A 22,203-nucleotide genomic window follows, 5' to 3' on the forward strand; every position below is an offset into this window, starting at 1 on the left:
TTCACACCGCCCGACGCACAACAGGGTGACTTTTTGCGTCGCCCGCCGAACCCGACGCCATGAGCGACAGCGAGTTCGACATCGTCGGTCCGGAGGCCATCCGCGAGGGCCGCGCGACCGACGCCTACTTCGACCGAACCGAGACGACGCTCCGGCACGCGGGCAAAAACCCCGCCGTCGTCGCCGAAGTCACCGCCGACCAGTTTCCCTCCGGAGAGTTCGAGTTACTCGCTGGCGTGAAAGACGCCGCCGCGCTGTTGGCCTCGCTCGGCGTGCGCGTCGACGCGCTCCCCGAGGGAGCGCTGTTCGACGGCGGCCCGGTGATGCGCATCGAAGGTAACTACCTCGACTTCGCCCGCTTCGAGACGTCGCTTCTGGGCTTTCTCTCTCACGCCTCCGGCGTCGCCACCGCCGCGCTGGAGACGCGCGTCGCCGCGCCGGAGTCGAACGTGCTCTCGTTCGGCGCGCGCCACGTCCACCCCTCCATCGCGGCGATGGTCGAGCGGAGTGCCCTCCTCGGGGGACTCGACGGCTTCTCGCACGTCGCCGCCGGCGACGTGCTCGGCCGGGAGGCTAGCGGGACGATGCCCCACGCGCTCCTGCTCTGCTTCGGCCGCGGCAATCAGGAGGAAGCGTGGCGGGCGTTCGACGAGGCGGTTCCCGAGGACGTCCCGCGCGTCGCGCTCTGCGACACCTTCTCCGACGAGAAAGACGAGGTCGTTCGGGCGGCGGAGGTGCTCGGCGACCGGCTCTCGGGCGTCCGCCTCGACACGACGAGTTCGCGCCGCGGCGACTTCCGCCACATCGTCCGCGAGGTTCGCTGGGAACTAGAGGCCCGCGACGTCGACGGCATCGACATCTTCGTCAGCGGCGGTCTCGGCCCGGCGGACCTCCGACAGCTCCGCGACGTGGTCGACGGCTTCGGCGTCGGCGGCTACGTCTCGAACGCCGACCCCGTCGACTTCGCGCTCGACATCGTCGAAATCGAGGGCGAGGCTATCGCTAAACGCGGAAAGCTCTCGGGCGTCAAAGAAGTGTATCGGACGCCCGACGGCCGCCACCACGTTGGTCTCCGCGGCGCGGACGCTCCAGTCGACGGCGAATCGCTCTTAGAACCGCTGGTTCGCGGCGGCGAAGTCGTCCGGTCGTTCGACATCGACGCGGCCGCCGAACGTGCGCTGGCCGACGCGGCGCGAACCGGCTTCGGCGCGGAGTGAGAACGGCGAGAAGATCCTCTCGCCGCTGGTGTCGGGTGCGACGGCGTTGTTCAGGCGTGAGGAACGGACCGAACGAGGCGGAGCGTCGCGCGACGGTTGCGACTCGGAGCAGTGCCGCTGAGGCGGCCGTTACGTCTCCGCGTCGCCGAGCAGTCGACGCGCGACAGCGACGACGGAGAGCGCGCTCGCGACCACGCCGCCGAGAAAGAGACAGAGCAGCACGACGCCCGAGTACACCGGGAACCAGACGCTCTGCAGTCTCGCGAGGACGCCCGCAACGGCGACGCCGACGAACGCTGAGCCGATTGCGAGGACGAGTGCGTGCGGGAGGAAGCGAAGCGAGTAACGGAACTCCGAGTAGGGTCCCCTTACTGACTTGTCCATCATATATTCCGCGCCTGACAACGGCGAAAAGAGTTTATCGGAGGCTGCTAGAGGCGCGGTCGAGTGGGTCGCTGGGTCGCGTCGGTGAGGAAAAAGCGGAACCGACTCAGAGTTCCTGGACGCTACCGCCGTCGGACCGCTCGCGGAACACTTGGCCCTCGAACAGCGTCACCATCGTCTCTTCGTCCTGCCACGCGAACGGGGAGAGACGCGCCTTCCGGCAGACGCGCGTGAGGTACTCCTCCTTGCTCCAGCCGTTCTCGACGGGAATCGTCGGGTAGAGCCAGCCGTGCTGCCCGCCGCTGTCGACGGCGACCCCGTGGGTACCGAGTTCGAGGTCAGTGAGTGGGTCGTTGGTGAGGATGTGGTCGTTGACGATGCAGACCGAAATGTTCAGATTCGGGAGTTCGGGCGGTTCGACTTCCGAGCCACACGAGTCGCCCGACGCCGCTTGGATGGCGGCGTCGACTATCGCGTGGCCGAGTTGGTCTTTCCCTCGATACGCTCCTGCACACCCGCGGAGTTGTCGTCGTCCACGTGTGGACTGTAGCCGTACGAACGCGCCCGTTCGAGCATAGAACGCGTCACGCATGCTCCCCGGTTGCTCTCGTTGGCCGTGCAAGACGAACGATTCGACCGACTCTCGAGCGAGTTCGACGGCCCGAGCCCCATCCTCGTAGGAGAGGCGTATGGTCTGCGCCTCGGACATACAACCATTCAGGAGTGCTGTTGACTTGAACGCTTCCCTTCACACAAGACACCGTTTTGACGGATTTTAATGCCCGCATAACGGCGCAAAATCCGACCGAACGACTTATTCGACTCCTGAGGCTATGCCAACTCGGCAGAGAGAGCCCGACCACCGTGACCCGCGACGCGCCTCGCGCGCCGTTGGGACATGAGGAAAGTCCCCCCACCGTCCGAACGGGTGACCGGGCGCAAGCCCGGAGTCGGAGACGGCTGGCTCTGGAACAGAAACGAGACCACTCGGTCCGACCGATGACGTGTAAAGCTCGCTCCGGCCTCACCGCCGGAGCGGTGCGCGAATCTGACCGTAAGGAAGGAGAGTTAACCCACCGAGGATGGACGGCCGAGAACGGATGGAACGGCGAAACCTCACCGGTGCAAGTCCGCGCCACGCGGTCTGCGGGCGACGCGATTCGTGCGTCGCCCACAGGTCGCACGGTAGTTCGGACGACGGACGCGGACGCTCAGCCGAATGTCGGGGCGAACAGAAGGGGGCTTACTCCTCTCAGCCGCTTTTCGCGCCGAGCGACGCGCCCGTCCGCCCCCCGGATTATTAACCGAAACCCGTACCAGTAATAGCAGAGACGTAACTCCACCCCCGATTATGGTAGTTCGATTAATAAGCTTGCGTCGACTACGTCGAGACAATGACTGATTCACGCCCGGACAACACCGACGACTGTGGGTGTTGCTCGGCGCACGACGACCATGCCTCCGACTCGCCACGCCGTCACGACGCGTCTTCTTCTACGACTCGCGAGAGCGGCGACGGCGACGAGGCGACGCTCCGTCTCTCTGTGCCGGAGATGGACTGCCCCTCCTGCGCCGGGAAGGTCGAGCGCAGCGTCGAGACGCTCGACGGCGTCGACCGAATCGACCCGCAACCGACGACCGGTACGCTGCTCGTCGACTACGACCCCGAACGAACGACGCCCGAGGCGGTCAGCGAGCGGGTTGAGGCCGCGGGTTACACCGTCGAGACGACGGCCCGAGAGACGCTCTCGGTGCCGGAGATGGACTGTCCCTCGTGCGCCGGAAAGGTCGAGAACGCTCTGAAGTCGACGCCGGGAATCGTCGCCGTCGAGACGCAGCCGACCACCGGCCGCGTCGAGGTGACGTACGATCCGGACCGCGTCTCCCGCGGCGGCCTCGTCGCCGCCGTCGAGTCGGCGGGCTACTCGGTCGAGGAGACCACGGACTCGACGGACTCGATCTGGCGAACCAGCCGCGCGCTCAAGACGTGGGCCGGGGCCGTCCTCCTTCTCGGCGGCGTCCTCTTCGAGTGGGTGCTGCCGGGACTGGACTCGACGCTGTTCACCCTCGGCTACGACGTGACGGTGGCGTGGCTGTTTTTCCTCGGTGCGGCTGCGGTTGCCGGACAGGAGATCGTCCGCAACGGCTACTACTCCGCGAAGAATCGCAGCCTCGATATCGACTTCCTGATGGGAACCGGCGTCGTCGGCGCGATACTCGTCGGTCTGCCGTTCGAGGCGGCGACGCTCGCGGTGCTGTTCAGCGTCGCCGAACTGCTCGAACGGTACTCGATGGACCGTGCGCGCAACTCGCTGGAGACGCTGATGGAACTGTCGCCCGATACGGCGACGGTGCTGAGAGACGGTGAAGAGACCACAGCCCCCGTCGAGGACGTGGCCGTCGGCGAGACGGTGGTCGTCCGTCCAGGCGAGAAGGTGCCACTCGACGGCACCGTCACCGACGGCCAGAGCGCCGTCGACGAGTCGCCCATCACGGGCGAGTCGGTTCCGGTGGACAAGGCACCCGGAGACGAGGTGTTCGCCGGGAGCATCGCCGCCGAGGGCTATCTGGAGGTGGAGACGACCGCGACCGCCGACGAGTCGACGCTCTCGCGGGTCATCGAGATGGTCGAGGACGCCCAGCGCGGCCAGACCGAGAGCGAGCAGTTCGTCGACCGCTTCGCGAACTACTACACGCCGGTCGTCGTCGCCGCCGCCGTCGTGACGACGGTCGCCTCGCCGTTCGTCCTCGGCGTCGGGTGGAGCGAAGCGTTCACCCGCGGTCTGACGCTCCTGGTCATCGCCTGCCCCTGCGCGTTCGTCATCTCGACGCCCGTCTCTGTCGTCTCCGGTATCACGAGCGCTGCGCGCAACGGCGTGCTCATCAAGGGGGGCCAGCACCTCGAATCGATGGGTCGCGTCCGTGCCGTCGCCTTCGACAAGACGGGGACGCTCACGACGGGCGAACTCGGCGTCACCGATGTCATCGCGCTTAACGGCAACGACGAGACCGAGGTCCTCCGCTGCGCCCGTGCCGTCGAACAGCGCAGCGAGCACCCCATCGCGACGGCCATCGTCGACCACGCTGAACGCGAGGGCGTCGCCGACCGCGACGTCGATAACTTCGAGTCCATCACCGGCAAGGGCGTGAAGGCGAACCTCGACGGCCGGACCCACTACGCGGGGAAACCCGGTCTCTTCGGCGACCTCGGGTTCGACCTCGAACACGCCCACGTCGAGACCGACGGGGGGATTGCCGACGGGGGCGTCGTCGCGGAGGAAGTCGCGACCGAGACGAAAGACTGCACGCACGGCGCGTACCTCGACCTCGTCAACGAGACGATTCCACGCCTCCAGGCCGAGGGCAAGACGGTCATCGTCGTCGGCACCGAAGACGAACTGGAGGGCGTCGTCGCCATCGCCGACACCGTTCGTCCGGAGGCCAAGCGCGCCGTCGCCCGACTCCACGAACTCGGCGTCGAACGCGTCGTGATGCTCACCGGCGACAACGAGCACACCGCTCGCGTCATCGGCGAGCAGGTCGGCGTCGACGACGTTCGCGCGGACCTCCTCCCCGAACAGAAGGTCGACGCCGTCGACGCACTGCGCGAGGAGTACGAACACGTCGCCATGGTCGGCGACGGCGTCAACGACGCGCCCGCGCTCGCCACCGCTACCGTCGGCATAGCGATGGGCGCGGCCGGCACGGACACGGCGCTCGAAACGGCGGACGTGGCGCTGATGGGCGACGACCTCTCGCGCATGCCGTACCTCTACGACCTCTCGACGCGCGCCGGTCGCGTCATCCGCCAGAACATCTGGAGTTCGCTGGCCGTCAAGGCGATTCTCGCCGTCGGCGCGCCGCTCGGAATCGTGCAGGTCATCCACGCCGTCGTCATCGGCGACATGGGGATGAGCCTCGGCGTCACGGGCAACGCGCTCCGACTTGCCAACGTCCAACCGGAGGACAGCGCGCCGGAGGCCGTCGCCGCCCGAAGCGCCGACTGAGACGTTTCGCGCTAGTCTCGTAAATCGGGAATTCCCACACTCGCGACTTTTCCCAGCTTCGTTCCTGGTTTCGACCCTGCCGTTTTCGTCGTCTGTCTCGAACTTGTTCTCCGTTCCAAGTGTAAGCACAAACGGAGGGTCGCAACGCTCATACGTTCGCCTGCAGCAACTCACCACGTATGCCGTCTCGACTGCAAACGCTCGCTGTCGTGGCTCTCCTCCTCGTCGCGGGGTGTCTCGGTCCCCTCACCGACGGGGGAAGTTCGTCCGACGTGCCGCTCCCCGGCAGTTCCTCGACGTCGACCGAACGCGGCGGTGCGACGGCCGACACCGGCGCGAATCCGTGGGGCGACGACCCGATAGTCGTCGCCATCGATAACCGCGGCGAACCCGGACGCGAGTTCGCGCCCCTCGTCCGCGACGCGACCAACTACTGGGAGACGAACGCCGAACGGTACGCCGGGTTCAACGTCTCCTACCGCGTCGCGCCCGACGCCGAGAACCCCGACATTGTCGTCCAGTTCGTCGACGAGGTGCCGAGCTGCGACAACGTCACCCACGCCGCCGGGTGCGCGCCGCGAATCACCGACTCGCGGCAGATTCAGCGCCCCGAGAACGTCTCGGTTCGGACCGGTCTCTCAAACGAGTCGACGACGCTCGTGCTCCAACACGAGTTCGGCCACACGCTCGGTCTCGGCCACGACGACAAACCGGCGGACGTGATGGCCGCCTCGTCGGTGCTGTACACCGAACCGCAACCGAACGCGACCGAACGGGCGTTCCCGTGGACCGACCCCGAGTTCACCGTCCACGTCGACGCCGAGAACGCCTCCGACCCCGACGGCGCCCGCGAACAGATTCGCCAGGCGTTCGAGTACTACGAAGACGGTGCTGACGGGAGCGTCCCCGGTAACCTGACGTTCGAGTACGTCGACTCGCCCGACGACGCCGACGTGACGATTCGCTTCGCCGACGGGTCGGCATGCCGCCCTAGCATCGATTCCGGGTCATGTGCCGTCACCTCCGGGCCGGACCCCGATGGCGACGATAAAATGGAGCACTACGACCGTCTCGACATCACGCTCGTCGACCTCGACACCGACGCCGTCGGCTGGCACGTCGGCACGTGGTTCGCCTACGGTCTGGGCGCGGAGGAGGCCTCCGAGAAACCCGAACCGTTCCAGGACGCCAGTCCCAGCGACAAGCGAAGCGACTGGTGGGAGTGACTGTCGCCGACACAGTCATTTCCCCCCTCTTCGAAGACGGTGTATGGCCTCCCTCCCGCCGTCTCCGGCCTCCTCCTCCCGGTCGTCGCCGCCGACGTCCTGCGACGACACCGATCGCGTCGAGTGGCGCGCCGCGCCCGGACGCGAACTCGCGGAACTCGCCAAACACGGACTCGCCGGACTCTCCCTCGCGCTTTTCTCGCTCGTCGCGGTCGGGATGCTGTTCTTCGCGTTCGGTACCTCGGTCGACGGCTACGCCGGCGTGTTTCTGATGCTGCTGATCGTCGGCGGACCCTTCTCGTTACTCTACTTCGTCACCGCGATCGGCGCCGGCGGCACCGAGTCACTCGTGAAACTGATTCCAGGCGCCGAGACGCTCTCGCTACCCGGTGTGACGGTGGCGATGCTCGGCGGCGGCGTCGCGATCCTGTCGGTGTTTGTACACCCGCTGTTGCCGGTCACGTACGCTGCGACTCTCGTCGGACTGTACGTCGTCGATAGGGCACAACGAACGGCGGGCGTCGTCGACGCCGGGACGGCGACGTTCACTCGGCACGTCGGTGAGACTGAACTCCGACACGACGTGTCGTCGTTCGCGGGACTCCGCTCGTTCCGAGTCGGCGACTACGTCCTCTGTTGGCTCCAGTTCAACGGCCTCGCGCTCGGTACGCCGCGACTCGTCGTCTTCCCGGCCGCGAAGTTCCCGGCGATTCGAGCTACCTTCGACGAGATTCGAACAGCGGAACGCGACGAAGATTCGTCCGCACCCGGTGTCGGGGTCTACTCCGCCATTTTCGGGCTGTTGTTCGTCGGTCTTGCGGCGGCTATCGTGGTGGTCGTGGCGAATCCGCTGCTCTCGTTCTACGCGACCACCATCTTCGGACTGCTCGGCGCGTTCTTTCTCTTTCTCGCGTGGAAGTCGTAGAACCAGAGCCCCGTCGCCGCGGAGCGTTCTTGTCGGTCGCGCGCGAACCGCCGAGTGTGAACCACGAGGAACTGGAGAGCGCGCTTCGCCGCGAATTCGACGGCACCGACGCCGAGTTCCGCGTCGTCGTCCGACAGGCCGGCGACCTCGCCGACGTCGGACGGGTCGAGACCGACAGGGGCGTCCCGCTCACCGTCGACGCCATCGTCGACGATCTCTCGGACGCGCCCGACGGTCGCGTCGCGAGTCGGTGGAATTGGTGGCTCGGCGCGCTCGAAGCCGCTTACGGCGGCTACGAACCGTATCAGGTGCGCTGGATACCGAAAGAGTAGCGTCCGCGAGCGGAGTCTGGTTCGATTCGGTCGATTCGGCAGGTTCGATTGCTTTAGCCGCGTCAGTCGCTCTGTCGTCCCGACGACGGAGGTTCGTCGGGGATGAGACTCAGCCCGGGAAGGTCGAGCACCGCCAGAAACCCGTGCGCGTCGATGACGTGTCTTCGTAGTGTCGAGACCGAGACACCGACGAAGGTCTCCGAACACTCCTCTAAGGGGCAAGCACCGGTGAACCGGTCGTGGTCGCGGTCGGCCGTACTATCGTCGCTCACACAGACCACCCCGGTTCGGAACGACTCGTCGTAATTTCGTTCAGAATAGTGATGGGTGAGTCGAGGTACACGGCTGAACCTGCGATTTAAGGGTTGTAAACTTTCTGTTAAGCCGGGACGAACCTTTCGGATCTTGCTCATGTAACGCGTAGCCGATACGGCACCGTCGCCGCGGCAGCGGCCTCTCACGCCCGCGACAGCGCCGCCAACACGTCGTCGGTTTCTGTCCGGTCGGTCGTCTCGTCGCTCATGCATCTAACTCGTCGAGCAGTTCGACGAGGTCCGAAAACGAGCGGACAACGAACTCAGGTCGGTACGGTTCGGGGTCGGGGTCCATGTTCGAACCGAGTTCGCCGACGTACCACGCCGCCTGCAACCCCGCGCCCTGCGCGCCCGCGACGTCGTATCTCAGCGAGTTGCCGACGTACAGCGTCGACGCGGCGTCGATGTCGAACGCCTCGACCGCAGCGTCGAACGGGTCGCGGTGCGGCTTTCGACGCGTCATGTCGCCCGCGTAGACGACGACGTCGAACGCGTCCGCGAGGCCGAGCGACGCCAGTTTGACCGACTGGCGCTCCTCAGGACCGTTCGTCACGAGTCCGACGGGACCGACGTCGCGCGCTCGCTCCAGCGCCCCCCTCGCGCCGGGGTGCAGCGACACTTTCGAGTAGTCGACCACGTCGAGAAAGCCCTGGGCCAGCGCGTCCGCGTCGACGGGGTCGGACGCTCCACGCTCGTCTTCCGAATTGTGGGCGTACTGCGCGGCGACTATTGTGAACCCGCGCGCCAGATAGCCCAGTTGGTCGTCGGGGTCGGGCGGCCCCTCCAGCGCCGTCCAGAGGTCGCTCGGTTCGCCGAACGGGTCGACGCCCGCCCGCTCGAACGCGCCGTAGTAGATGGTCTCACCGTCTTGGTCTTGCCGACAGAGCGTCCCGTCGAGGTCGAACAATACGGCGTCGAGGGTGTTCACGCCCGTTCTACGCGCGAATCCGGCAAAACTCCCTCGTCGTCATGTGCCCCTCGTCGCCGCCTGAGGGTCTCGGGGATGATGCACCCGGATTCTCCTCTGGCCGATTCGAACGGAACCGACGGACCCAAAGCGTCCTACCCGTTAGCGACGCCAATGAGACTCCAGTTTCTCGGCGGCACGCGCGAGGTGGGCCGCAGCGCCATCCTCGTCAACGACCGCCTCCTCCTCGACTACGGGATGCTGACGGGTAACCCCCCGCAGTTCCCCGTCGGATCGGTCGACCCCGAGGCGGTCGTCGTCTCCCACGGCCACCTCGACCACGTCGGCGCGATTCCCTCCCTCCTCTCCGGCGACGCCCGCCCGCCCATCCACTGGACCCCGCCGACGTACGAACTCGCGATGACGCTCGCCCGCGACACGCTCAAACTTCACGGCGGCACCTACAACTGCCCGTTCACCGAAAACGACCTCAAGCGCGTCACCGAAGTCGCCGAGACCCATGGCTACCGCGAGACGTTCGAGGCCGCAGGCCACGAGGTGACGTTCTACAACGCGGGCCACATCCCCGGTAGCGCCCACATCCTCGTCAGAGAGAAACGAAGTTTCTCTGGCAGCCGGACGCAGTCCGGCGACGACGGCGAAACGCGCCTGCTCTACACGGGCGACTTCCACACCGACAACCAGCGCTTGGTGTCCGGAACGACCGCCCGGCCCGACGCGGACGTCGTCGTCTGCGAGAGCACGTACAGCGACGTCGAACACGAGACACGAGCCACGGTCGAAGAGCAGTTCGCACAGAGTGTCAAGATGACGCTCTGGGAGGGCGGCACGGTGGTCGTCCCGGCGTTCGCCATCGGCCGCACCCAGGAGCTGATGCTCGTCTGCGACGCCCACGACATCGACTGCTACGTCGACGGGATGGGTCAGCGCGTCACCCGGATGCTCCGCACCTACCCGGAGTTCGTCCGTGACGCCGACGCGCTCCGCCGGGCGACGTCGAACGCACGGTTCGTCACCGGTCGCGACGGCCAAAGAAAGCGCATCGCCCGCAAGAACACGGTCATCATCACCACCTCGGGGATGCTCTCGGGCGGCCCAGCGATGACGTATATCCCCGAGATTCGTCGGAACCCGGTGAACAAGATAACCATGACCGGCTATCAGGTCGAGGGGACGCCCGGCCGGAGTCTGCTCGAAACCGGGAGTGCCGAAATCGACGGCCGCATCATGTCAGTCAGCGCGCGGACCGAGGCGTACGACTTCTCGGCGCACGCGGACCGAGACGGACTGCGGGCGTTCCTCGACGACTACCGGGACGTACCGGTGTTGGTCAACCACGGCGACCGCTGCGAGGCGTTCGCGGCCGAACTCCGCGACGACGGCTTCGAGTCCGCCGCGCCGGAACTCGGCGAGACGGTCCACGTCTGAGTTACGCCGACCGGCGCAGTCCGCCGAAACTTACAGTCCGCCCGCCCCGGAGTCGGCGTCGGGGAGGTTCACTTCTTCGGCGGGCAGACCGAGTTCCTCTAGCGCTTGCTTCAGGTGCTTGCCCTCGGCGTACTCCGCGCCCTCTTTGACGCGCTTCGCCTGCGCCAGCGCGAGCACCTCGCCGCGGCGCTCGTCGGGGATTTCGAACTTGTCGGTGGAGAGTTCGATGACGAACCCGTTGTGGTCGGTGGTGTACACCGAGTGAAAGATGCCGCGGTCGAACTCGTTGTAGTGGTGGCCTCGCTCCTCCAGCGCGTCCTTTATCTCCTCGATGCGCTCCGGTTCGAACTGGAAGGCGACGTGGTGGACGCCGCCAAGGGGCGTCCGCTGCGGACCACGGTTCGACTGCCGCCCTTCCTCGACGAAGAACGTCAGCATCCGGCCGTCGCCGGTATCGAAGAAGAGGTGCGTGACGTGCGGCGCATCGAGGTTCGGCTGTTTCAACACCAGCGGCATGCCGAGAACGTCGCGGTAGAACGCGATGGTGTCCTCGACGTTGCTGCCGACGAAGGTGATGTGGTCGACGCCGGCGGTGTGAAACGGCGCGTCGGGGAGTTCGGCGGTGACTTCGACGTCGCTTGCGGACTGGTTGTCGCTCATGCCCCTACCTAGTCGCCGATAACGGAAATACACTCGCTGACGCGAGCGTCACCCGGTTACGTGCGTGTCAGTACCGGCCGCCGGCGGTCCCGCGTCTCGTCGTCGAACAGTGCGGAGTTTCGCGTTCGAGTGCGTCTCAGTCTCTCACTGCGGTTCTCGATACGGCCACTCCGGATCCCGCTGGTCGCGCGTCGTCGGGTTTCGGAGCGTTTCGGGCCGCTGTCCGCGACGCGCCCAGCCGAAGCGTTGGACGTTCTCCCACGCGTCGACGAGCGCGTCGGGGTTTTCGCCGTGAGTTGCGTTCACCAAGTCGAACTGCTCGGGGTCGTCGGTCCACGCGCAGATTTCGCAGGCGTCGTACGTTCCGCGTTCGCCCCGGCTCAGCGTCCGGAACCCACAGCACGGACAGAACCCTCGCAGTCGAGAGTGCCGTCGAGCCATACCGATTAGTCCACGCCCGAGTATATCAATCTTTCCCGAATGTCTGTGAGATAATCACGACTTCGAGACGATACGCCACGATACGCCACGGTAGAGAGTGGCGATTCGACGTGCGTTGTATCTTCGTAAAGCCGGACCCACGGTGTCGCCGACAGGCGATTCTGACAGCGTCGCCGGCGAGCGATTTCGACCGCATCGACGGGGCGGCAGTCTACTCGCTCGACTCGATCTCGGCGAGCGCCTCGAAGTCGTACTCGACGCCGGTCAGTTCCTCGGAGACGCTCCAGAGTCGCCCGGCGCTCACCTCGTCGTACGACCGGTCGCTCGACTCCTGCACCGCGGGATGGCCGCGCATGTTCATCAGGCCGTCGGGACCGACGTAGCTTCCGCCGTCGACGTCTTCGGTCGCCGCGTACAGCATCGGGAGTGCCCCCCACTCGGCGGACTGCGCGACGACGGCATTGGCGACGCGCATCATCACCTTCCGCGCCGTCGACCCCTTCGCTTCCGGTCCGCGGTGCTGGAGGTTCGTCGCCGCGTAGCCGGGGTGACAGCCGACGCTTCGGACGGTCTCGATGCCCGCGTCGTCCAGTCGTCGCTGGAGTTCGTAGGCGAAAAGCAGGTTCGCCAGTTTGCTCTGGGCGTACGCCCCCCACTCGTCGTAGGACTCCTCGCCCTGCAGGTCGTCGAACTCGATCTCGCCCGCCTCGTGCACGCCGCTGCTCTGCGTGACGATTCGCGCGTCGTCGCCGGTGAACTGGTCGAGCAGCAGGCCCGTGAGCGCGAAGTGGCCGAGGTGGTTGACGCCGAACTGCGTCTCGAAGCCGTCCTCGGTCTCGCTTCTCGGAATCGCCATCACGCCCGCGTTGTTACAGAGGATATCGAGTCTGTCGTGGACGTCCTCGAACGTCTCGGCGAACGTCCGAACCGACCCCAGGTCGGCTAAGTCGAGTTTTTGGAGCTCGAGCGCGCCGCTCGGGCGGTTAGAGCCGAGTTCGGCTCGCGCCTTCTCGCCCCGCTCCAGGTCCCGACACGCCATGACGACGTGCGCGCCGCTGTGGGCGAACGCCCGCGTCGCGTGATAGCCGAGACCGCTGTTCGCGCCGGTGACGACCACCGTCTGTCCGTCGAGTCGAGGCATGTCCGCAGCCGTCCAGCCGTCTCTCGTCATGTCTGTACGTAGCGTCTCGACCGCAAAGAACGTTGTAGCGTGATTACAGTTCGCTGGACCGTCTCAGTCCTCCGATTCGTCCGCCTCGTCTGCGTAGTCCACGCTGTCTGCTCCGGCCGCGTCGCCCGCCTCGTCGAGTTCGTCGAGTCCGAACTCGTCGATGGTTGTCTGCTCCGATTCTATCATCTCGTGGCCGCGGTACTTCTTGTAGAGCCGCTTCAGCTTCGGGTAGCCCGCCTGCTGCTGGAGCGTCCACTCCGTCGCGAACGAGCCGTCGTCGATGCCGTCCATCTTCTCGCGCATGAACTCGCGCAGCGGTTCGCGGTCGAACTCGTCGATGCCCGATAGCTGTCCGTACTGGCTCGTCATCGAGTGCAACGGCATCTGTTCGACGAGTCCCATCGTCGCCGCCTTCCGGAAGATGTGGCTCAGTTCCTGCGAAAGGTACTGCTCCATCAGGATGGCCTCGGGCGGCGCGCCCGCCTCGCGCTCGACCTCCCATTTGGCGATGAGCGCGTTGGCGATGACCGGAATCAGCCCCTGCTCGGTCAGCAGGTCGAGTTTCGTCTCCGTCTCAAAGTCTCCCTCGATGACGCCTGAGCGCGTCGCGCCGATGCCGTGGGCGATGGCGAGCGCCACGTCGAGCGCCTCTCCTGACGAATCGTGTTCGACGGCGAGAAACGCAGGCGCGCCGCGGCCGTCGACGTACAGTTCGCGGACCATCGCGCCGACCATCCGCGGGGCGACCATCACGACGTCCACGTCGTCGGGCGGCGAGATGTACTCGTAGGTGACGTTGTAACCGGAAGCGAAGTTGAGCACGTCGCCCGCCTCCAGGTTCGGTTCGACGTGTTCTTCGTAGACGGCGGGGGCGACTTCGTCAGGGACGAGGAGGAAGACGACGCTCGCGACGGAGACGGCCTTACTCGTCTCGTAGACGGGGAAGCCGTCCTCTTGGGCCTCGTCCCACGAGGCGTCCTTGCGGTTGCCGACGACGATGTCCTCGACGCCCGCGTCGCGGAGATTCTTCGCCTGCGCCTGCCCTTGGTTGCCGTAGCCGATGATGGCGACGGTGCGCCCGGCCAGCGCGTCGAGGTCGGCGTCCGATTCGTCATAGACGGTGGAGTCGGCCATGTTCTCTCTGCGTACGACCTCCGGAAATAGCTTCGTGCCGACGCTGTCCGCGTTTTCGGACGTCGTCAGCGAATCACTACAGCCCAAGGACTTTGCCTCGTTTCGCTGTACATCCCGTATGCCACACGCAGGCGACATCGACGAGGACATCTCGGAAGCGGAGCGGCAGGCGCTCCACGAGTTCCAAGTCGGCATCGAGTACGTGTACCGCGGCTACGGCGCGCTGCTCGACTTCCACCACCACCTCGGGCACGCGATGGACCGGATGGCCAACGCCGAAGAACAGCTCCGGGCGGCGGGCCACGAGGAGTTAGCTAACGAACTCCGGGACCGACACCTCCCGTCGGGGGCGCTCGACGACCGATGGTCGTACGAGATCGTCAGCGACTTCCGGCGAAGTTTCCTGCAGGAGATAACCGACTACGAGGCGAACGTCCGCGACGAACTCGTCGACGGACTCGACCACGTAACCGAGCGACAGCAACAGTCGGAGTGGCGCGAACGCGCTGAGAGCGACGCATGGAAGTCGGAGTAAGCGAAAAAGAACCCGTTCAGTCGTCGCTGCCGGCGTGTTCGATGGGTGCGGCGTCCAGACAACCTCCCCCTGGAACCAACCGTCGAACCCCGAGAGCGCGTCGATCACCTGTTCGCGCTGTAGAACCGCGAAGCCGAGGAGGTCGACGAACCCGAGACCGGTCGTCTCGGTCACCGTCTCGCCCAGTACGAGCCACCCGGTGAGCGTCGCCACCGTGTGGACAGCGTAAGCCGTCAGGTTCGCGCGAGTCGGCTCCGCCAGCTCGATGGGCAGGAAGTACGCGGCGTAGGCGACGCCGGTTCCGAGCACACCGACGTAGGCGACGGCGGCGAGCGCCTGCCTCGCTACACCCGACTGTAGCATCGCGGGGGGTTGGTTCTACGTATGTCTAACGTACGCCCTCTCATCGTGACAATCGTGTACTGTACCTTGGGTCGTGCTCTCACAGTTCCTGTCGCTGTGGACGCTGGGGGACGTGTCCGCCAAACCGCAGACGACTCGGGGTTACTCGTCGTCGTTCGCCGCCTTGACGCGCCGGGCGTACTTCTCCAGTTCATCGGCGAGCGTTCGCGCTTGCTCGGCGGTGAGCGTCACGCGGTCGGCGTGCGGCGGAAGGTGCTCTAACTGGGTGTTGTCCAGTTCGAGTTCGAGCGTCACGGCGTCGGGGTTCTTCCGCGGCGCGGTGACGTTGAGGACGGCGAACGCCTCCTCTTCGAACTCATGGCCCGTCGCGGTGGCGTCGAGCATGTCGAACGTCGTGTAGGCGTTGACGCGGAGCAGTCGGTCTGGCATGGTCGTTCTTGCGTCCGGTCGACAATGGGCGTGACGGGTCGTCGTGGATGCCGGCGGCCACGTCCAGAAATCGCATTGCTGGACGAAGATTAACTCGCGGAAGCACAGTCTCCGCGAAGGTGATAGTAAAAGGAGTGGCGTACTCGTCGAAACCGGCTGCAATCTCGTCCCAAGCGGCCTGTGTTTCTCGGGTATCCTTAGCGGTCATGGGTGTCCCTCGCTTTGTCAGACCGGCATACGGGACTGTGAAATCGCCCTTGAATGCCTCTACCTGTACTATCGTCTGCCGGGTTCACGTGTACTGTCATCGTCAGATCACTCCTAGAGACGCGATGAGAAAGCAAACTATTTATCACTAATATTCGTTATATAATTGGGGGCCTCATATAATGGAGGGGAATTCCCTTGAGATCCCATCTTTGCTGAATCAACCCTCTGCATACAGCACATGGTTCCTATCAACGGTTGAGAATTTTGACAAAGCTGCAAACAACTATCTATACGCGAACGACCGAAGGGAGCGAGCGGGCCGAGGAGAGAACGGAAGCCGCGAAGAAAGCTTTTGCCGAGGGCCGCTAAAGGCGGCCCGCAGCGCAAAAGGTCGGAGTTAGTCGTCCGAGGTAATCGGCGTCCCGTCGGCGCGGGCGGGCGCGGGACTGTCGTCCATGTCGTCGTCCTCGGCGTACGGGTACCACGTCAGCTTCGTGTTGTGCATGTACGGGTCCTCGTAGTCGGTCTCCTCGGGTTCGATGAGGTCCGCGAGCGCCTCCTCGTCGGTGCGCTCGACGAACTCGCGGAACGTCTCGCTCCCCTCGCGCTGCGCTTCGAAGTTCGCGAGCAGGTTCGCGATAGCGCCCGGCACCTCGTCGGCGGGGATGCGCTGGCCGACCCAGTCGGCGAACTGCGGGTTCTCGCCGAGGCCGCCGCCGAGACCGATGTCGAGCGCTTCGACCGCCTCACCGTTCTTGCGCGTCTTCATCCCGCGGAGGCTCACGTCCGCGATCTGTGGCTGCGCGCAGGAGGCCGTGCACCCCGAGAGGTGGATGTGGAAATCCTCGACTCCTTCCGGAAGCTCCACGTTCTCCTTGAGCCAGCGTGCGTAGCGCACCTGCCGGTTCTTCGTCTCGACGATGGAGAGCGAGCAGAACTCCGTGCCGGTGCAGGCGATGGAACCGCGCATGAACGGGTGTGGGTCCGGTGAGTACGTGTCGAGAAGCTCCTCGGCGAGGAACTCGTCGAGGTTCTCCTCGGGCACGTCGGTGACGATGGCGTTCTGGCGCTGCGTGAGGCGGACTTCGCCGGAGGCGTACTCGTCGGCGAGATCGGCGAGTTCGAGCACGTCCGCCGCGCCCATTCGGCCGACCATGACGTTCAGCCCGACGTAGTAGTTACCGTCGTTCTGCTCGTGGACGCCGACGTGGTCGGAGTGACCGCCGTTCGCGTAGCCGGAGTTGTATGAGTACTCCTCGCGGAGGTCCTCGCCCGCGGTCGGCAGTTCCCAGTCGACGTACTCCTCCTGGAGGACGCGGCGGAACTTCTCGGCGCCCCACTCGTCGGCGAGGAACTTGACGCGGGCGTTGTAGCGGTTCTCGCGGTCGCCGTAGTCGCGGAACAAAGCTGAGATGGCGCCGCCGACTTCGCCGGCTTGCTCGGGCGTGACGAACACGTCGAGGTCGCGGGCCAGACGCGGTTCGTTGCGGGCGAGGCCGCCGCCGACGCGGACGTTGAACCCCTTCTCGCCGTCTTTGGTCGCGGGTTCGTACGCGAGGTCGTTGATGTCGCCCTGCCCGCAGCCCTCGCGGCAGCCGGTCACTGACACCTTCCACTTCCGCGGGAGGTTCGTGTGATCTTCGTGTCCTTTGTACGTCTCGTGGAGGTCCAAGGCGACGGGGAGCGCGTCGACGTGCTCGTGTTTGTCCTTACCGGCGACGGGACAGCCGACGATGTTCCGCCAGGAGTCGCCGCAGGCCTGCTGCGTGGAGAGTCCGTTCTCGTCGAGTTTCTCAAAGATGGCCGGAATGTCTTCGAGGCGAATCCAGTGGAGTTGAATGGACTGGCGAGTAGTGTAGTCGGCGTACGCCGCGCCGAACTCGGGGTTGACCCCGGGACCGCGGGCGAACTCGTCGGCAATTTCGCCGACGGCGCGTAGCTGTCCGGGTTCGAGCACGCCGTTCGGCGTCCCGATGCGCATCATGAAGTAGCTCTCCTGCCCGTTCCGCTGGTGGTACAGCCCCCACCACTTGAAGCGCTCGAACCAGGCGTCGCGTTCGTCTTCGGGAATCGAGTCCCAGCCCGTCTCGGCGAACTCAAACAGATGCTCCCGGATCTCGTTGCCGTACACCTCGTCCTTCCATCGCTCCACGTCGGTCGGCATTGGACTCCCTTATCGCCTGCATGCCTAAACCAGTCGCTGCCCCGTCAACCATCCCCGGTGCTCACCGAAAGAGGATGTTGTTGCCGGCTGCGGTCGCCGTTACGGTCGACGGCTCCCGTTCGGCAAGAGGAGGCCGTCGCGGTCGATATCTCGCCACTCGCCGTCGACGACGCGGCCGACCGGCAGCCAGTCGGTCGTCGTTTTCTTCCCGCAGACGATGCACTGACAGACGGCCCGGAGTTCGACCGTGCGGCCGTTTACTCCGGGTTCGACGAGGTTCTCGACGACCGCGTCCGCGAAGTCGCAGTCGCAGAACGTCGGGTCGTAGAAGCGCCACAGTTCACCGACGCCGACGCGTCGCTGATCGTCGACCGAGAGCCACGCGCCGTCGTCCTGGATGCGGAGCGAGACGGTCACTGACCGGTTTTCGTTCCCCGTACACCTGTCTACGTCGGTCGATGCAAGCATCCGGAACCTCTACGACGCCCGGTAGTCGAAAAACCGGACGACAGCGACCGAATTCGCTCGTTTCTACCGTCAGAAGTAGCGGCAATCCGTTCTCATATCGGGGAGTGCTGGCACGCTTTACTACCGAAGACGCCCTTATTCGGGCGCCGCCCTCAGAGGGAACTGTGACGCATCTCCACGCCGACGCGACCCACCGAGAACACGCGTCCGCCGACGTCGCCCCCGAACTGTACGAGGAGGTCGATGCAGCGGATGAGTGACCCGGTGCAGCACGAGAAGACGACGGCCGCCGACGACCGACGGTCGCCCGACGAGACCGACGAGACCGACGACGACCACCTCTCGGACCTCGAAGACGGCGCCGGATGTACCGAAATCTGGGAACATCTCTCGGAACGTCGAGCCGAAGCAAACGCTCGCGCCGCCGAGACTGCCGAGGAGTAGCTGCTCTCTCCGACACGTGTCCGACATCTGCCCGCCGCTGCGGACCGCCGCCTCACCGACGATGCATCGGTATCGCGCCCACCCGACCAGCGCACGGGACGTTTTTGACCGACCCCGCCTAACGGACCGTAGATGAGAGACGACCCGACGCCGAACGTCTCGCCGTCAGAGGCCGACCGTACGTCGCCGGTCGGCGAACCCGTCATCCGTTCAGACCCCGCGGTGACGGGAGATCGGGCGCACGAAGCCGTCGGTTTCGACCCCGACGACCCCGAGAGCGTCTCCCACGCCGCCGAGACGGTTCGGCAGTTCGCCGATTCGACGGTCGGGAGCGAGGACAATGTCTACATGCTCCGCGGCGCCGCGGCATGCGCGGCGCTCGTCCGCGGGGTCGGGTCGTACAAAGCGGCGGCCGAACGCGCCGGCGGCGACGTTTCGGTCGCGTTCATCCGCAAGTGGGCGCGGGTTCACGACCTCCCGCGCTCCATCCGGCGACACGTCGCGCTCGGCCACATCGCGCCCACCGCGGCGAAACACATCGCCCGCGTCTCCGGCGAAGCGCGGTTCGCGCTAGCGTGGGCGACGCTCGACGGCGACCTCACCGTCCGAGAGGTTCGACGCCTCGCAAGCGCGGTCAACGACGGCGAGAGCGTCGAGGAGGCGCTCCGAGAGCACGGCGTCGAACTCGGACGGGTCTCCGTTTCGCTCCCGCCGGAGGCGTACGTCGAACTCCGGCGACGGGCGTCGCTGTCGGATCGAACGCCGGACGACGTGCTCGGCGAGGCGCTCTTGGCGTACCTGCGCGACGAGTCCGAGTGACGCTGACCTCTCACTCCGTCCGCTAATTCTCGGCGAGATACCGCCGCGTCGCCGCCGCAATCGTCTGCTGCGCCGTCTCCACGTTCGGCCAGTGAATCTTCTTGGTCGGTCCCGACAGCCGGTCGTGTCGAAGCGGAGAAAATCTCGGTGAAAGACCGGAGATTCATGCCCGCACTGACGACTCCACTCCGCCTACGCGTTCGCACGCCCGATGATTTCGCCGCGTCGTCGTGCGCCCGCCGATGTAAACACTTTTCAGCACTCTCGCGTAACTGAGTTCGAGGGCTGGTAGCTCAGTTAGGCAGAGCGTCTGGCTTTTAACCAGACGGTCGGGGGTTCAACTCCCTCCCAGCCCGTTTCTGTCGCGAACAGCACGACGAGCACCTCGTGTGCTCGTCACTTTGTGAGCGACGGAGAGGCTACAGAGGGAATTGAACCAGGGAGCGAAGCGAGCGGGACGGCCGTGGTTCAACTCCCATCGGTTCGCTTCGCTCACTGCTTCAATCACGTCGAAAACGGGTGTGCGACAGAGTCGCATACCACGAACCATGTCTTTCGGTGCCGCAGAAGACGGACGTGTGCCCGGCAGCCACAGCCAGCCAGCGTCTGATCGAACGAAGTCGGTCCGTCAGTCAGTGTCGCGACGAACGGAGACGAGGGGGGTGCCTCCGGACGCTCCGCTCAGTCCTGCGCACTGACGCTGATTCGTCCGTCGGTTCGGACCGCGACTTCGAAGCCTTCGTAGTCGAAGGCGATTTCGCCGCGGACGCTCCGCGAACGGTTCGAATCTGGGTCGAAGAGTGTCGTTTCGAGGGCGTCGATGTCGATACTGTGGTAAAGCGGGGTGAACTCGTTGTTCAACAGGTCCGTACCCGCCGCTTCTGCGACAGCACCGACGATTGTGACGCTCAAATCGAAGGAGTCACTCGGTTGATACCATGCCTCTGACGTTCCCGGTGCGTCGTTCGCGTGTTTGTCGGTGCTAACGCCGCGTTCCGCGCTCGAGTGTTCCGTCGATTCGACCTCCCCGACCATACCGTACCTCTACCGACCAGTGGTGTAGTGTCCCCGGTTGAGTGTTCAATCCTTTATATGTCGTCCGCCGAACGTGAACGTCTCCGCTGGCCCTTCTCCCCGTCGAGTCTACCGAGGGCGCTCTGGAGGAACGCTTTGTGCGCCCGTCGGAGCCGAACCGACGCCGCCTGCGCCGAGATACCCATTCCCTCCGCGAGTTCGCTGAGTGTCGTTCGCCGCGGAATCTCGAAGTAGCCCTCTTCGAGCGCTCGCGCGAGTATCTCCCGCTGGGGTCCCGTCAGCCCGAACGTCTCTCCGGGGAGTTCGTCGTCCTCGCTGTACACCGCCGTCAGGTGCCGCGCGACGTCCATCTCGAGGTCCTGCTTGTAATACGCCTGCAACGCCGCGCGGTCGGGAAAGCGCATCCGAATCTGCCAGGTGTCCTCCTCCCACCGCATGTCGATGTTCATCGCGCCGAGTTCGACTACCGCCGGATACGCCGAGAAGCTCTGACCGACCTCCGTGTATTCGAGGTGGTAGAGGCGTCTGTCGCTGACGTCGACCAGCGGGGTGAGGTTCGTCACCGTCGGGTCGTCGTCGACCGCCGCGGAGAACTCCTCGGTCGAGATACCCTCCACCCAGACGAATAGCTGTATCTGCCCGGACTCGTCCGTCTGAATATCTTCGACTTCGGCGACTACGCCCGGCTTCGAGGAGAGCGCCTTCTGGAGGATCGGCGTATCCAGAACGAACTCCCCAATAAGACTCATCTAGGTCCTCTCTGGCCCCTCGCGGTGAAAAGGGTAACTCTCCGGTGAACGATTGCCGCAGAAAGCGGGATTGCCCCCGCGTCTTCGTCACAGATTTTCGCCCTGGTAGCTCCCGTCGTACGTTCCGTCGTGGTCCGCCGCCGCGAGTACCAACTGGGCGATTCGTGCTCCGCGTTCTATCTCGATGTCCTGGTGAACTTCGAGAAGCCCCTCGCCTTTGCCTTCGTACCCCGCGTCCCACACCGCCGTGTTCAGCATACAGGAATTACGCAGCAGAGACGACCGGGGATAGATGAATCCGACGTGTCCATCGGGAATGTGGACCGTCTCCGCGTACCGGACGACGTAACCGCCCGGCGGGAGATAGTACGTCTCCACCTCGCCGTCGGTCTCCTCTCGTTCGACCGCCTGTCGGTCGCCGATCTCCTTTCCGCTGCGGTCTATGCGGCCGGGTTCGCGCTGTTCGAAGACCGTTTCGAGCGTCAGATCGACGCCGTTCGGTTGCAGTTGGTCGCCCGAGACGGGCGAGACGTGGTCGCCGACGAACGAACCTGATCGGTACATATCTCGCCATGCCGGTTCCCATTAGATAGACGTTCCCGTTCTCTGTGACGCCTCTGCGACCGCCCGCGCGTTCCGCGTAGCTCCTCCCGTCAGTGCCGTCGCCGTAGTGCTACCGCGACGGTGTCGCGACACCGTCGTTTAAACCGCTTCTCTGCTACCGTGGGTTTTACTCGAATACGAATTGTTTTCGACGAATCCGCGAAAATTGCCGGCGGGAAGCGTATTCCACACGGTTCTTCGGGTAGGAAACACGCGG

23 protein-coding genes, 1 tRNA gene, 1 other RNA gene and 1 pseudogene are annotated in these 22,203 nt (G+C 65.3%); 11 read left to right on the forward strand and 15 right to left on the reverse strand.

Annotated features, from left to right (window positions below):
• The first annotated feature begins 59 nt into the window (after nucleotides 1–59).
• A complete protein-coding gene (locus LAQ58_RS15985; RefSeq protein WP_224448430.1) occupies nucleotides 60–1,217 on the forward strand; it encodes a nicotinate phosphoribosyltransferase in 1,158 nt (385 codons plus the stop codon).
• A gap of 129 nt (nucleotides 1,218–1,346) precedes the next feature.
• On the opposite strand, the gene LAQ58_RS15990 is transcribed toward LAQ58_RS15985, so the two are convergent.
• Together LAQ58_RS15990 and LAQ58_RS15995 are read right to left on the reverse strand one after the other, a co-directional pair.
• Entirely contained in the window at nucleotides 1,347–1,604 is a 258-nt protein-coding gene (locus LAQ58_RS15990; RefSeq protein ID WP_224448431.1) for a hypothetical protein, read from the reverse strand.
• A 103-nt stretch (nucleotides 1,605–1,707) separates the two neighbouring features.
• Nucleotides 1,708–2,310, reverse strand: a complete 603-nt coding sequence (locus LAQ58_RS15995; RefSeq protein ID WP_224448432.1) for a TIGR00296 family protein — start codon at nucleotides 2,308–2,310, stop codon at nucleotides 1,708–1,710.
• Between the two features lie 134 nt (nucleotides 2,311–2,444).
• Between LAQ58_RS15995 and rnpB the strand changes: the two genes are divergently transcribed.
• The 5 genes from rnpB (at nucleotide 2,445) to LAQ58_RS16020 (ending at nucleotide 8,091) form a co-directional block, all read left to right on the forward strand.
• Nucleotides 2,445–2,859: RNase P RNA component (rnpB, locus tag LAQ58_RS16000), an RNA gene on the forward strand.
• Between the two features lie 136 nt (nucleotides 2,860–2,995).
• Nucleotides 2,996–5,608, forward strand: coding sequence for a heavy metal translocating P-type ATPase (locus LAQ58_RS16005; RefSeq protein WP_224448433.1), 2,613 nt, complete (start codon nucleotides 2,996–2,998; stop codon nucleotides 5,606–5,608).
• A 179-nt stretch (nucleotides 5,609–5,787) separates the two neighbouring features.
• Nucleotides 5,788–6,834: a matrixin family metalloprotease gene (locus LAQ58_RS16010; RefSeq protein WP_224448434.1), complete on the forward strand. Its 1,047-nt coding sequence runs from the start codon at nucleotides 5,788–5,790 to the stop codon at nucleotides 6,832–6,834.
• A 43-nt stretch (nucleotides 6,835–6,877) separates the two neighbouring features.
• Complete coding sequence (locus LAQ58_RS16015) at nucleotides 6,878–7,759, forward strand: hypothetical protein (RefSeq protein WP_224448435.1); 882 nt, start codon at nucleotides 6,878–6,880, stop codon at nucleotides 7,757–7,759.
• A 29-nt stretch (nucleotides 7,760–7,788) separates the two neighbouring features.
• A complete protein-coding gene (locus LAQ58_RS16020; RefSeq protein WP_484494501.1) occupies nucleotides 7,789–8,091 on the forward strand; it encodes a WNWW family protein in 303 nt (100 codons plus the stop codon).
• A gap of 62 nt (nucleotides 8,092–8,153) precedes the next feature.
• Here LAQ58_RS16020 and LAQ58_RS16025 read toward each other — a convergent pair whose 3' ends face one another.
• Both LAQ58_RS16025 and LAQ58_RS16030 read right to left on the reverse strand, forming a co-directional pair.
• Nucleotides 8,154–8,363 (reverse strand): hypothetical protein, encoded by a 210-nt coding sequence (locus LAQ58_RS16025; RefSeq protein WP_224448437.1) that lies wholly within the window; start codon nucleotides 8,361–8,363, stop codon nucleotides 8,154–8,156.
• A 247-nt stretch (nucleotides 8,364–8,610) separates the two neighbouring features.
• Nucleotides 8,611–9,333 (reverse strand): HAD family hydrolase, encoded by a 723-nt coding sequence (locus LAQ58_RS16030; RefSeq protein ID WP_224448438.1) that lies wholly within the window; start codon nucleotides 9,331–9,333, stop codon nucleotides 8,611–8,613.
• Between the two features lie 153 nt (nucleotides 9,334–9,486).
• On the opposite strand from LAQ58_RS16030, the gene LAQ58_RS16035 reads away from it, so the two are divergent.
• Nucleotides 9,487–10,761 (forward strand): MBL fold metallo-hydrolase, encoded by a 1,275-nt coding sequence (locus tag LAQ58_RS16035; protein WP_224448439.1) that lies wholly within the window; start codon nucleotides 9,487–9,489, stop codon nucleotides 10,759–10,761.
• Nucleotides 10,762–10,791: 30 nt separating this feature from the next.
• Here LAQ58_RS16035 and LAQ58_RS16040 read toward each other — a convergent pair whose 3' ends face one another.
• The 4 genes from LAQ58_RS16040 to ilvC form a co-directional block, all read right to left on the reverse strand.
• Nucleotides 10,792–11,421 (reverse strand): VOC family protein, encoded by a 630-nt coding sequence (locus LAQ58_RS16040; RefSeq protein WP_224448440.1) that lies wholly within the window; start codon nucleotides 11,419–11,421, stop codon nucleotides 10,792–10,794.
• A gap of 144 nt (nucleotides 11,422–11,565) precedes the next feature.
• Nucleotides 11,566–11,862: a CPCC family cysteine-rich protein gene (locus LAQ58_RS16045; protein ID WP_224448441.1), complete on the reverse strand. Its 297-nt coding sequence runs from the start codon at nucleotides 11,860–11,862 to the stop codon at nucleotides 11,566–11,568.
• 211 nt (nucleotides 11,863–12,073) lie between these two features.
• Nucleotides 12,074–13,033 (reverse strand): oxidoreductase, encoded by a 960-nt coding sequence (locus tag LAQ58_RS16050; protein WP_224448442.1) that lies wholly within the window; start codon nucleotides 13,031–13,033, stop codon nucleotides 12,074–12,076.
• Between the two features lie 63 nt (nucleotides 13,034–13,096).
• Nucleotides 13,097–14,167: a ketol-acid reductoisomerase gene (gene ilvC / locus LAQ58_RS16055; RefSeq protein ID WP_224448443.1), complete on the reverse strand. Its 1,071-nt coding sequence runs from the start codon at nucleotides 14,165–14,167 to the stop codon at nucleotides 13,097–13,099.
• A gap of 118 nt (nucleotides 14,168–14,285) precedes the next feature.
• Here ilvC and LAQ58_RS16060 point away from each other — a divergent pair, with 118 nt between their 5' ends.
• The gene (locus LAQ58_RS16060) at nucleotides 14,286–14,702 is read left to right on the forward strand and encodes a hypothetical protein (protein WP_224448444.1); all 417 of its coding nucleotides are present in this window, start codon (nucleotides 14,286–14,288) and stop codon (nucleotides 14,700–14,702) included.
• 204 nt (nucleotides 14,703–14,906) lie between these two features.
• On the opposite strand, the pseudogene LAQ58_RS19150 reads toward LAQ58_RS16060, so the two are convergent.
• The 4 genes and pseudogenes from LAQ58_RS19150 to LAQ58_RS16080 all read right to left on the reverse strand — a co-directional run.
• Nucleotides 14,907–15,065 (reverse strand): annotated as a pseudogene (locus LAQ58_RS19150) (hypothetical protein); the annotation flags it as partial.
• A gap of 141 nt (nucleotides 15,066–15,206) precedes the next feature.
• Entirely contained in the window at nucleotides 15,207–15,494 is a 288-nt protein-coding gene (locus tag LAQ58_RS16070; protein WP_224448445.1) for a DUF6360 family protein, read from the reverse strand.
• A gap of 607 nt (nucleotides 15,495–16,101) precedes the next feature.
• Nucleotides 16,102–17,868, reverse strand: a complete 1,767-nt coding sequence (locus LAQ58_RS16075; RefSeq protein ID WP_224448446.1) for a nitrite/sulfite reductase — start codon at nucleotides 17,866–17,868, stop codon at nucleotides 16,102–16,104.
• A gap of 99 nt (nucleotides 17,869–17,967) precedes the next feature.
• Entirely contained in the window at nucleotides 17,968–18,285 is a 318-nt protein-coding gene (locus LAQ58_RS16080) for a DUF8134 family protein (protein ID WP_224448447.1), read from the reverse strand.
• 303 nt (nucleotides 18,286–18,588) lie between these two features.
• Here LAQ58_RS16080 and LAQ58_RS16085 point away from each other — a divergent pair, with 303 nt between their 5' ends.
• The 3 genes from LAQ58_RS16085 to LAQ58_RS16095 all read left to right on the forward strand — a co-directional run bounded on the left by LAQ58_RS16085 (nucleotide 18,589) and on the right by LAQ58_RS16095 (nucleotide 19,955).
• Nucleotides 18,589–18,780, forward strand: coding sequence for a hypothetical protein (locus LAQ58_RS16085; protein WP_224450191.1), 192 nt, complete (start codon nucleotides 18,589–18,591; stop codon nucleotides 18,778–18,780).
• Between the two features lie 132 nt (nucleotides 18,781–18,912).
• Complete coding sequence (locus LAQ58_RS16090; RefSeq protein WP_224448448.1) at nucleotides 18,913–19,599, forward strand: DUF7119 family protein; 687 nt, start codon at nucleotides 18,913–18,915, stop codon at nucleotides 19,597–19,599.
• 282 nt (nucleotides 19,600–19,881) lie between these two features.
• Nucleotides 19,882–19,955 (forward strand) — tRNA-Lys (locus tag LAQ58_RS16095).
• A gap of 325 nt (nucleotides 19,956–20,280) precedes the next feature.
• Here LAQ58_RS16095 and LAQ58_RS16100 read toward each other — a convergent pair.
• The 3 genes from LAQ58_RS16100 to LAQ58_RS16110 all read right to left on the reverse strand — a co-directional run bounded on the left by LAQ58_RS16100 (nucleotide 20,281) and on the right by LAQ58_RS16110 (nucleotide 21,947).
• Nucleotides 20,281–20,634 carry a HalOD1 output domain-containing protein gene (locus LAQ58_RS16100; protein ID WP_224448449.1) on the reverse strand — a complete coding sequence of 118 codons (354 nt, stop codon included), beginning with the start codon at nucleotides 20,632–20,634 and terminating at the stop codon, nucleotides 20,281–20,283.
• A gap of 53 nt (nucleotides 20,635–20,687) precedes the next feature.
• Nucleotides 20,688–21,383 carry a helix-turn-helix domain-containing protein gene (locus tag LAQ58_RS16105; RefSeq protein WP_224448450.1) on the reverse strand — a complete coding sequence of 232 codons (696 nt, stop codon included), beginning with the start codon at nucleotides 21,381–21,383 and terminating at the stop codon, nucleotides 20,688–20,690.
• An 87-nt stretch (nucleotides 21,384–21,470) separates the two neighbouring features.
• Nucleotides 21,471–21,947, reverse strand: a complete 477-nt coding sequence (locus LAQ58_RS16110; RefSeq protein ID WP_224448451.1) for a deoxyuridine 5'-triphosphate nucleotidohydrolase — start codon at nucleotides 21,945–21,947, stop codon at nucleotides 21,471–21,473.
• Between the last annotated feature and the right edge of the window lie 256 nt (nucleotides 21,948–22,203).

Source organism: Haloprofundus salilacus, assembly GCF_020150815.1.
Taxonomy (GTDB): Archaea; Halobacteriota; Halobacteria; order Halobacteriales; family Haloferacaceae; genus Haloprofundus; species Haloprofundus salilacus.

What these genes read in the sequence shown, in the direction of transcription:
- LAQ58_RS15995 (WP_224448432.1), bottom strand. Translation starts at nt 2,310, where the DNA reads ATGTCCGAGGCGCAGACCATACGCCTCTCCTACGAGGATGGGGCTCGG.
- LAQ58_RS16090 (WP_224448448.1), top strand. Translation starts at nt 18,913, where the DNA reads ATGAGAGACGACCCGACGCCGAACGTCTCGCCGTCAGAGGCCGACCGT.
- LAQ58_RS16085 (WP_224450191.1), top strand. Translation starts at nt 18,589, where the DNA reads ATGAGTGACCCGGTGCAGCACGAGAAGACGACGGCCGCCGACGACCGA.
- LAQ58_RS16035 (WP_224448439.1), top strand. Translation starts at nt 9,487, where the DNA reads ATGAGACTCCAGTTTCTCGGCGGCACGCGCGAGGTGGGCCGCAGCGCC.
- LAQ58_RS16010 (WP_224448434.1), top strand. Translation starts at nt 5,788, where the DNA reads ATGCCGTCTCGACTGCAAACGCTCGCTGTCGTGGCTCTCCTCCTCGTC.
- LAQ58_RS16100 (WP_224448449.1), bottom strand. Translation starts at nt 20,634, where the DNA reads ATGGTCGGGGAGGTCGAATCGACGGAACACTCGAGCGCGGAACGCGGC.
- LAQ58_RS16105 (WP_224448450.1), bottom strand. Translation starts at nt 21,383, where the DNA reads ATGAGTCTTATTGGGGAGTTCGTTCTGGATACGCCGATCCTCCAGAAG.
- LAQ58_RS16075 (WP_224448446.1), bottom strand. Translation starts at nt 17,868, where the DNA reads ATGCCGACCGACGTGGAGCGATGGAAGGACGAGGTGTACGGCAACGAG.
- LAQ58_RS15990 (WP_224448431.1), bottom strand. Translation starts at nt 1,604, where the DNA reads ATGATGGACAAGTCAGTAAGGGGACCCTACTCGGAGTTCCGTTACTCG.
- LAQ58_RS16060 (WP_224448444.1), top strand. Translation starts at nt 14,286, where the DNA reads ATGCCACACGCAGGCGACATCGACGAGGACATCTCGGAAGCGGAGCGG.
- LAQ58_RS16015 (WP_224448435.1), top strand. Translation starts at nt 6,878, where the DNA reads ATGGCCTCCCTCCCGCCGTCTCCGGCCTCCTCCTCCCGGTCGTCGCCG.
- LAQ58_RS16050 (WP_224448442.1), bottom strand. Translation starts at nt 13,033, where the DNA reads ATGACGAGAGACGGCTGGACGGCTGCGGACATGCCTCGACTCGACGGA.
- LAQ58_RS15985 (WP_224448430.1), top strand. Translation starts at nt 60, where the DNA reads ATGAGCGACAGCGAGTTCGACATCGTCGGTCCGGAGGCCATCCGCGAG.
- LAQ58_RS16045 (WP_224448441.1), bottom strand. Translation starts at nt 11,862, where the DNA reads ATGGCTCGACGGCACTCTCGACTGCGAGGGTTCTGTCCGTGCTGTGGG.
- LAQ58_RS16005 (WP_224448433.1), top strand. Translation starts at nt 2,996, where the DNA reads ATGACTGATTCACGCCCGGACAACACCGACGACTGTGGGTGTTGCTCG.
- ilvC (WP_224448443.1), bottom strand. Translation starts at nt 14,167, where the DNA reads ATGGCCGACTCCACCGTCTATGACGAATCGGACGCCGACCTCGACGCG.
- LAQ58_RS16110 (WP_224448451.1), bottom strand. Translation starts at nt 21,947, where the DNA reads ATGTACCGATCAGGTTCGTTCGTCGGCGACCACGTCTCGCCCGTCTCG.
- LAQ58_RS16040 (WP_224448440.1), bottom strand. Translation starts at nt 11,421, where the DNA reads ATGAGCGACAACCAGTCCGCAAGCGACGTCGAAGTCACCGCCGAACTC.
- LAQ58_RS16070 (WP_224448445.1), bottom strand. Translation starts at nt 15,494, where the DNA reads ATGCCAGACCGACTGCTCCGCGTCAACGCCTACACGACGTTCGACATG.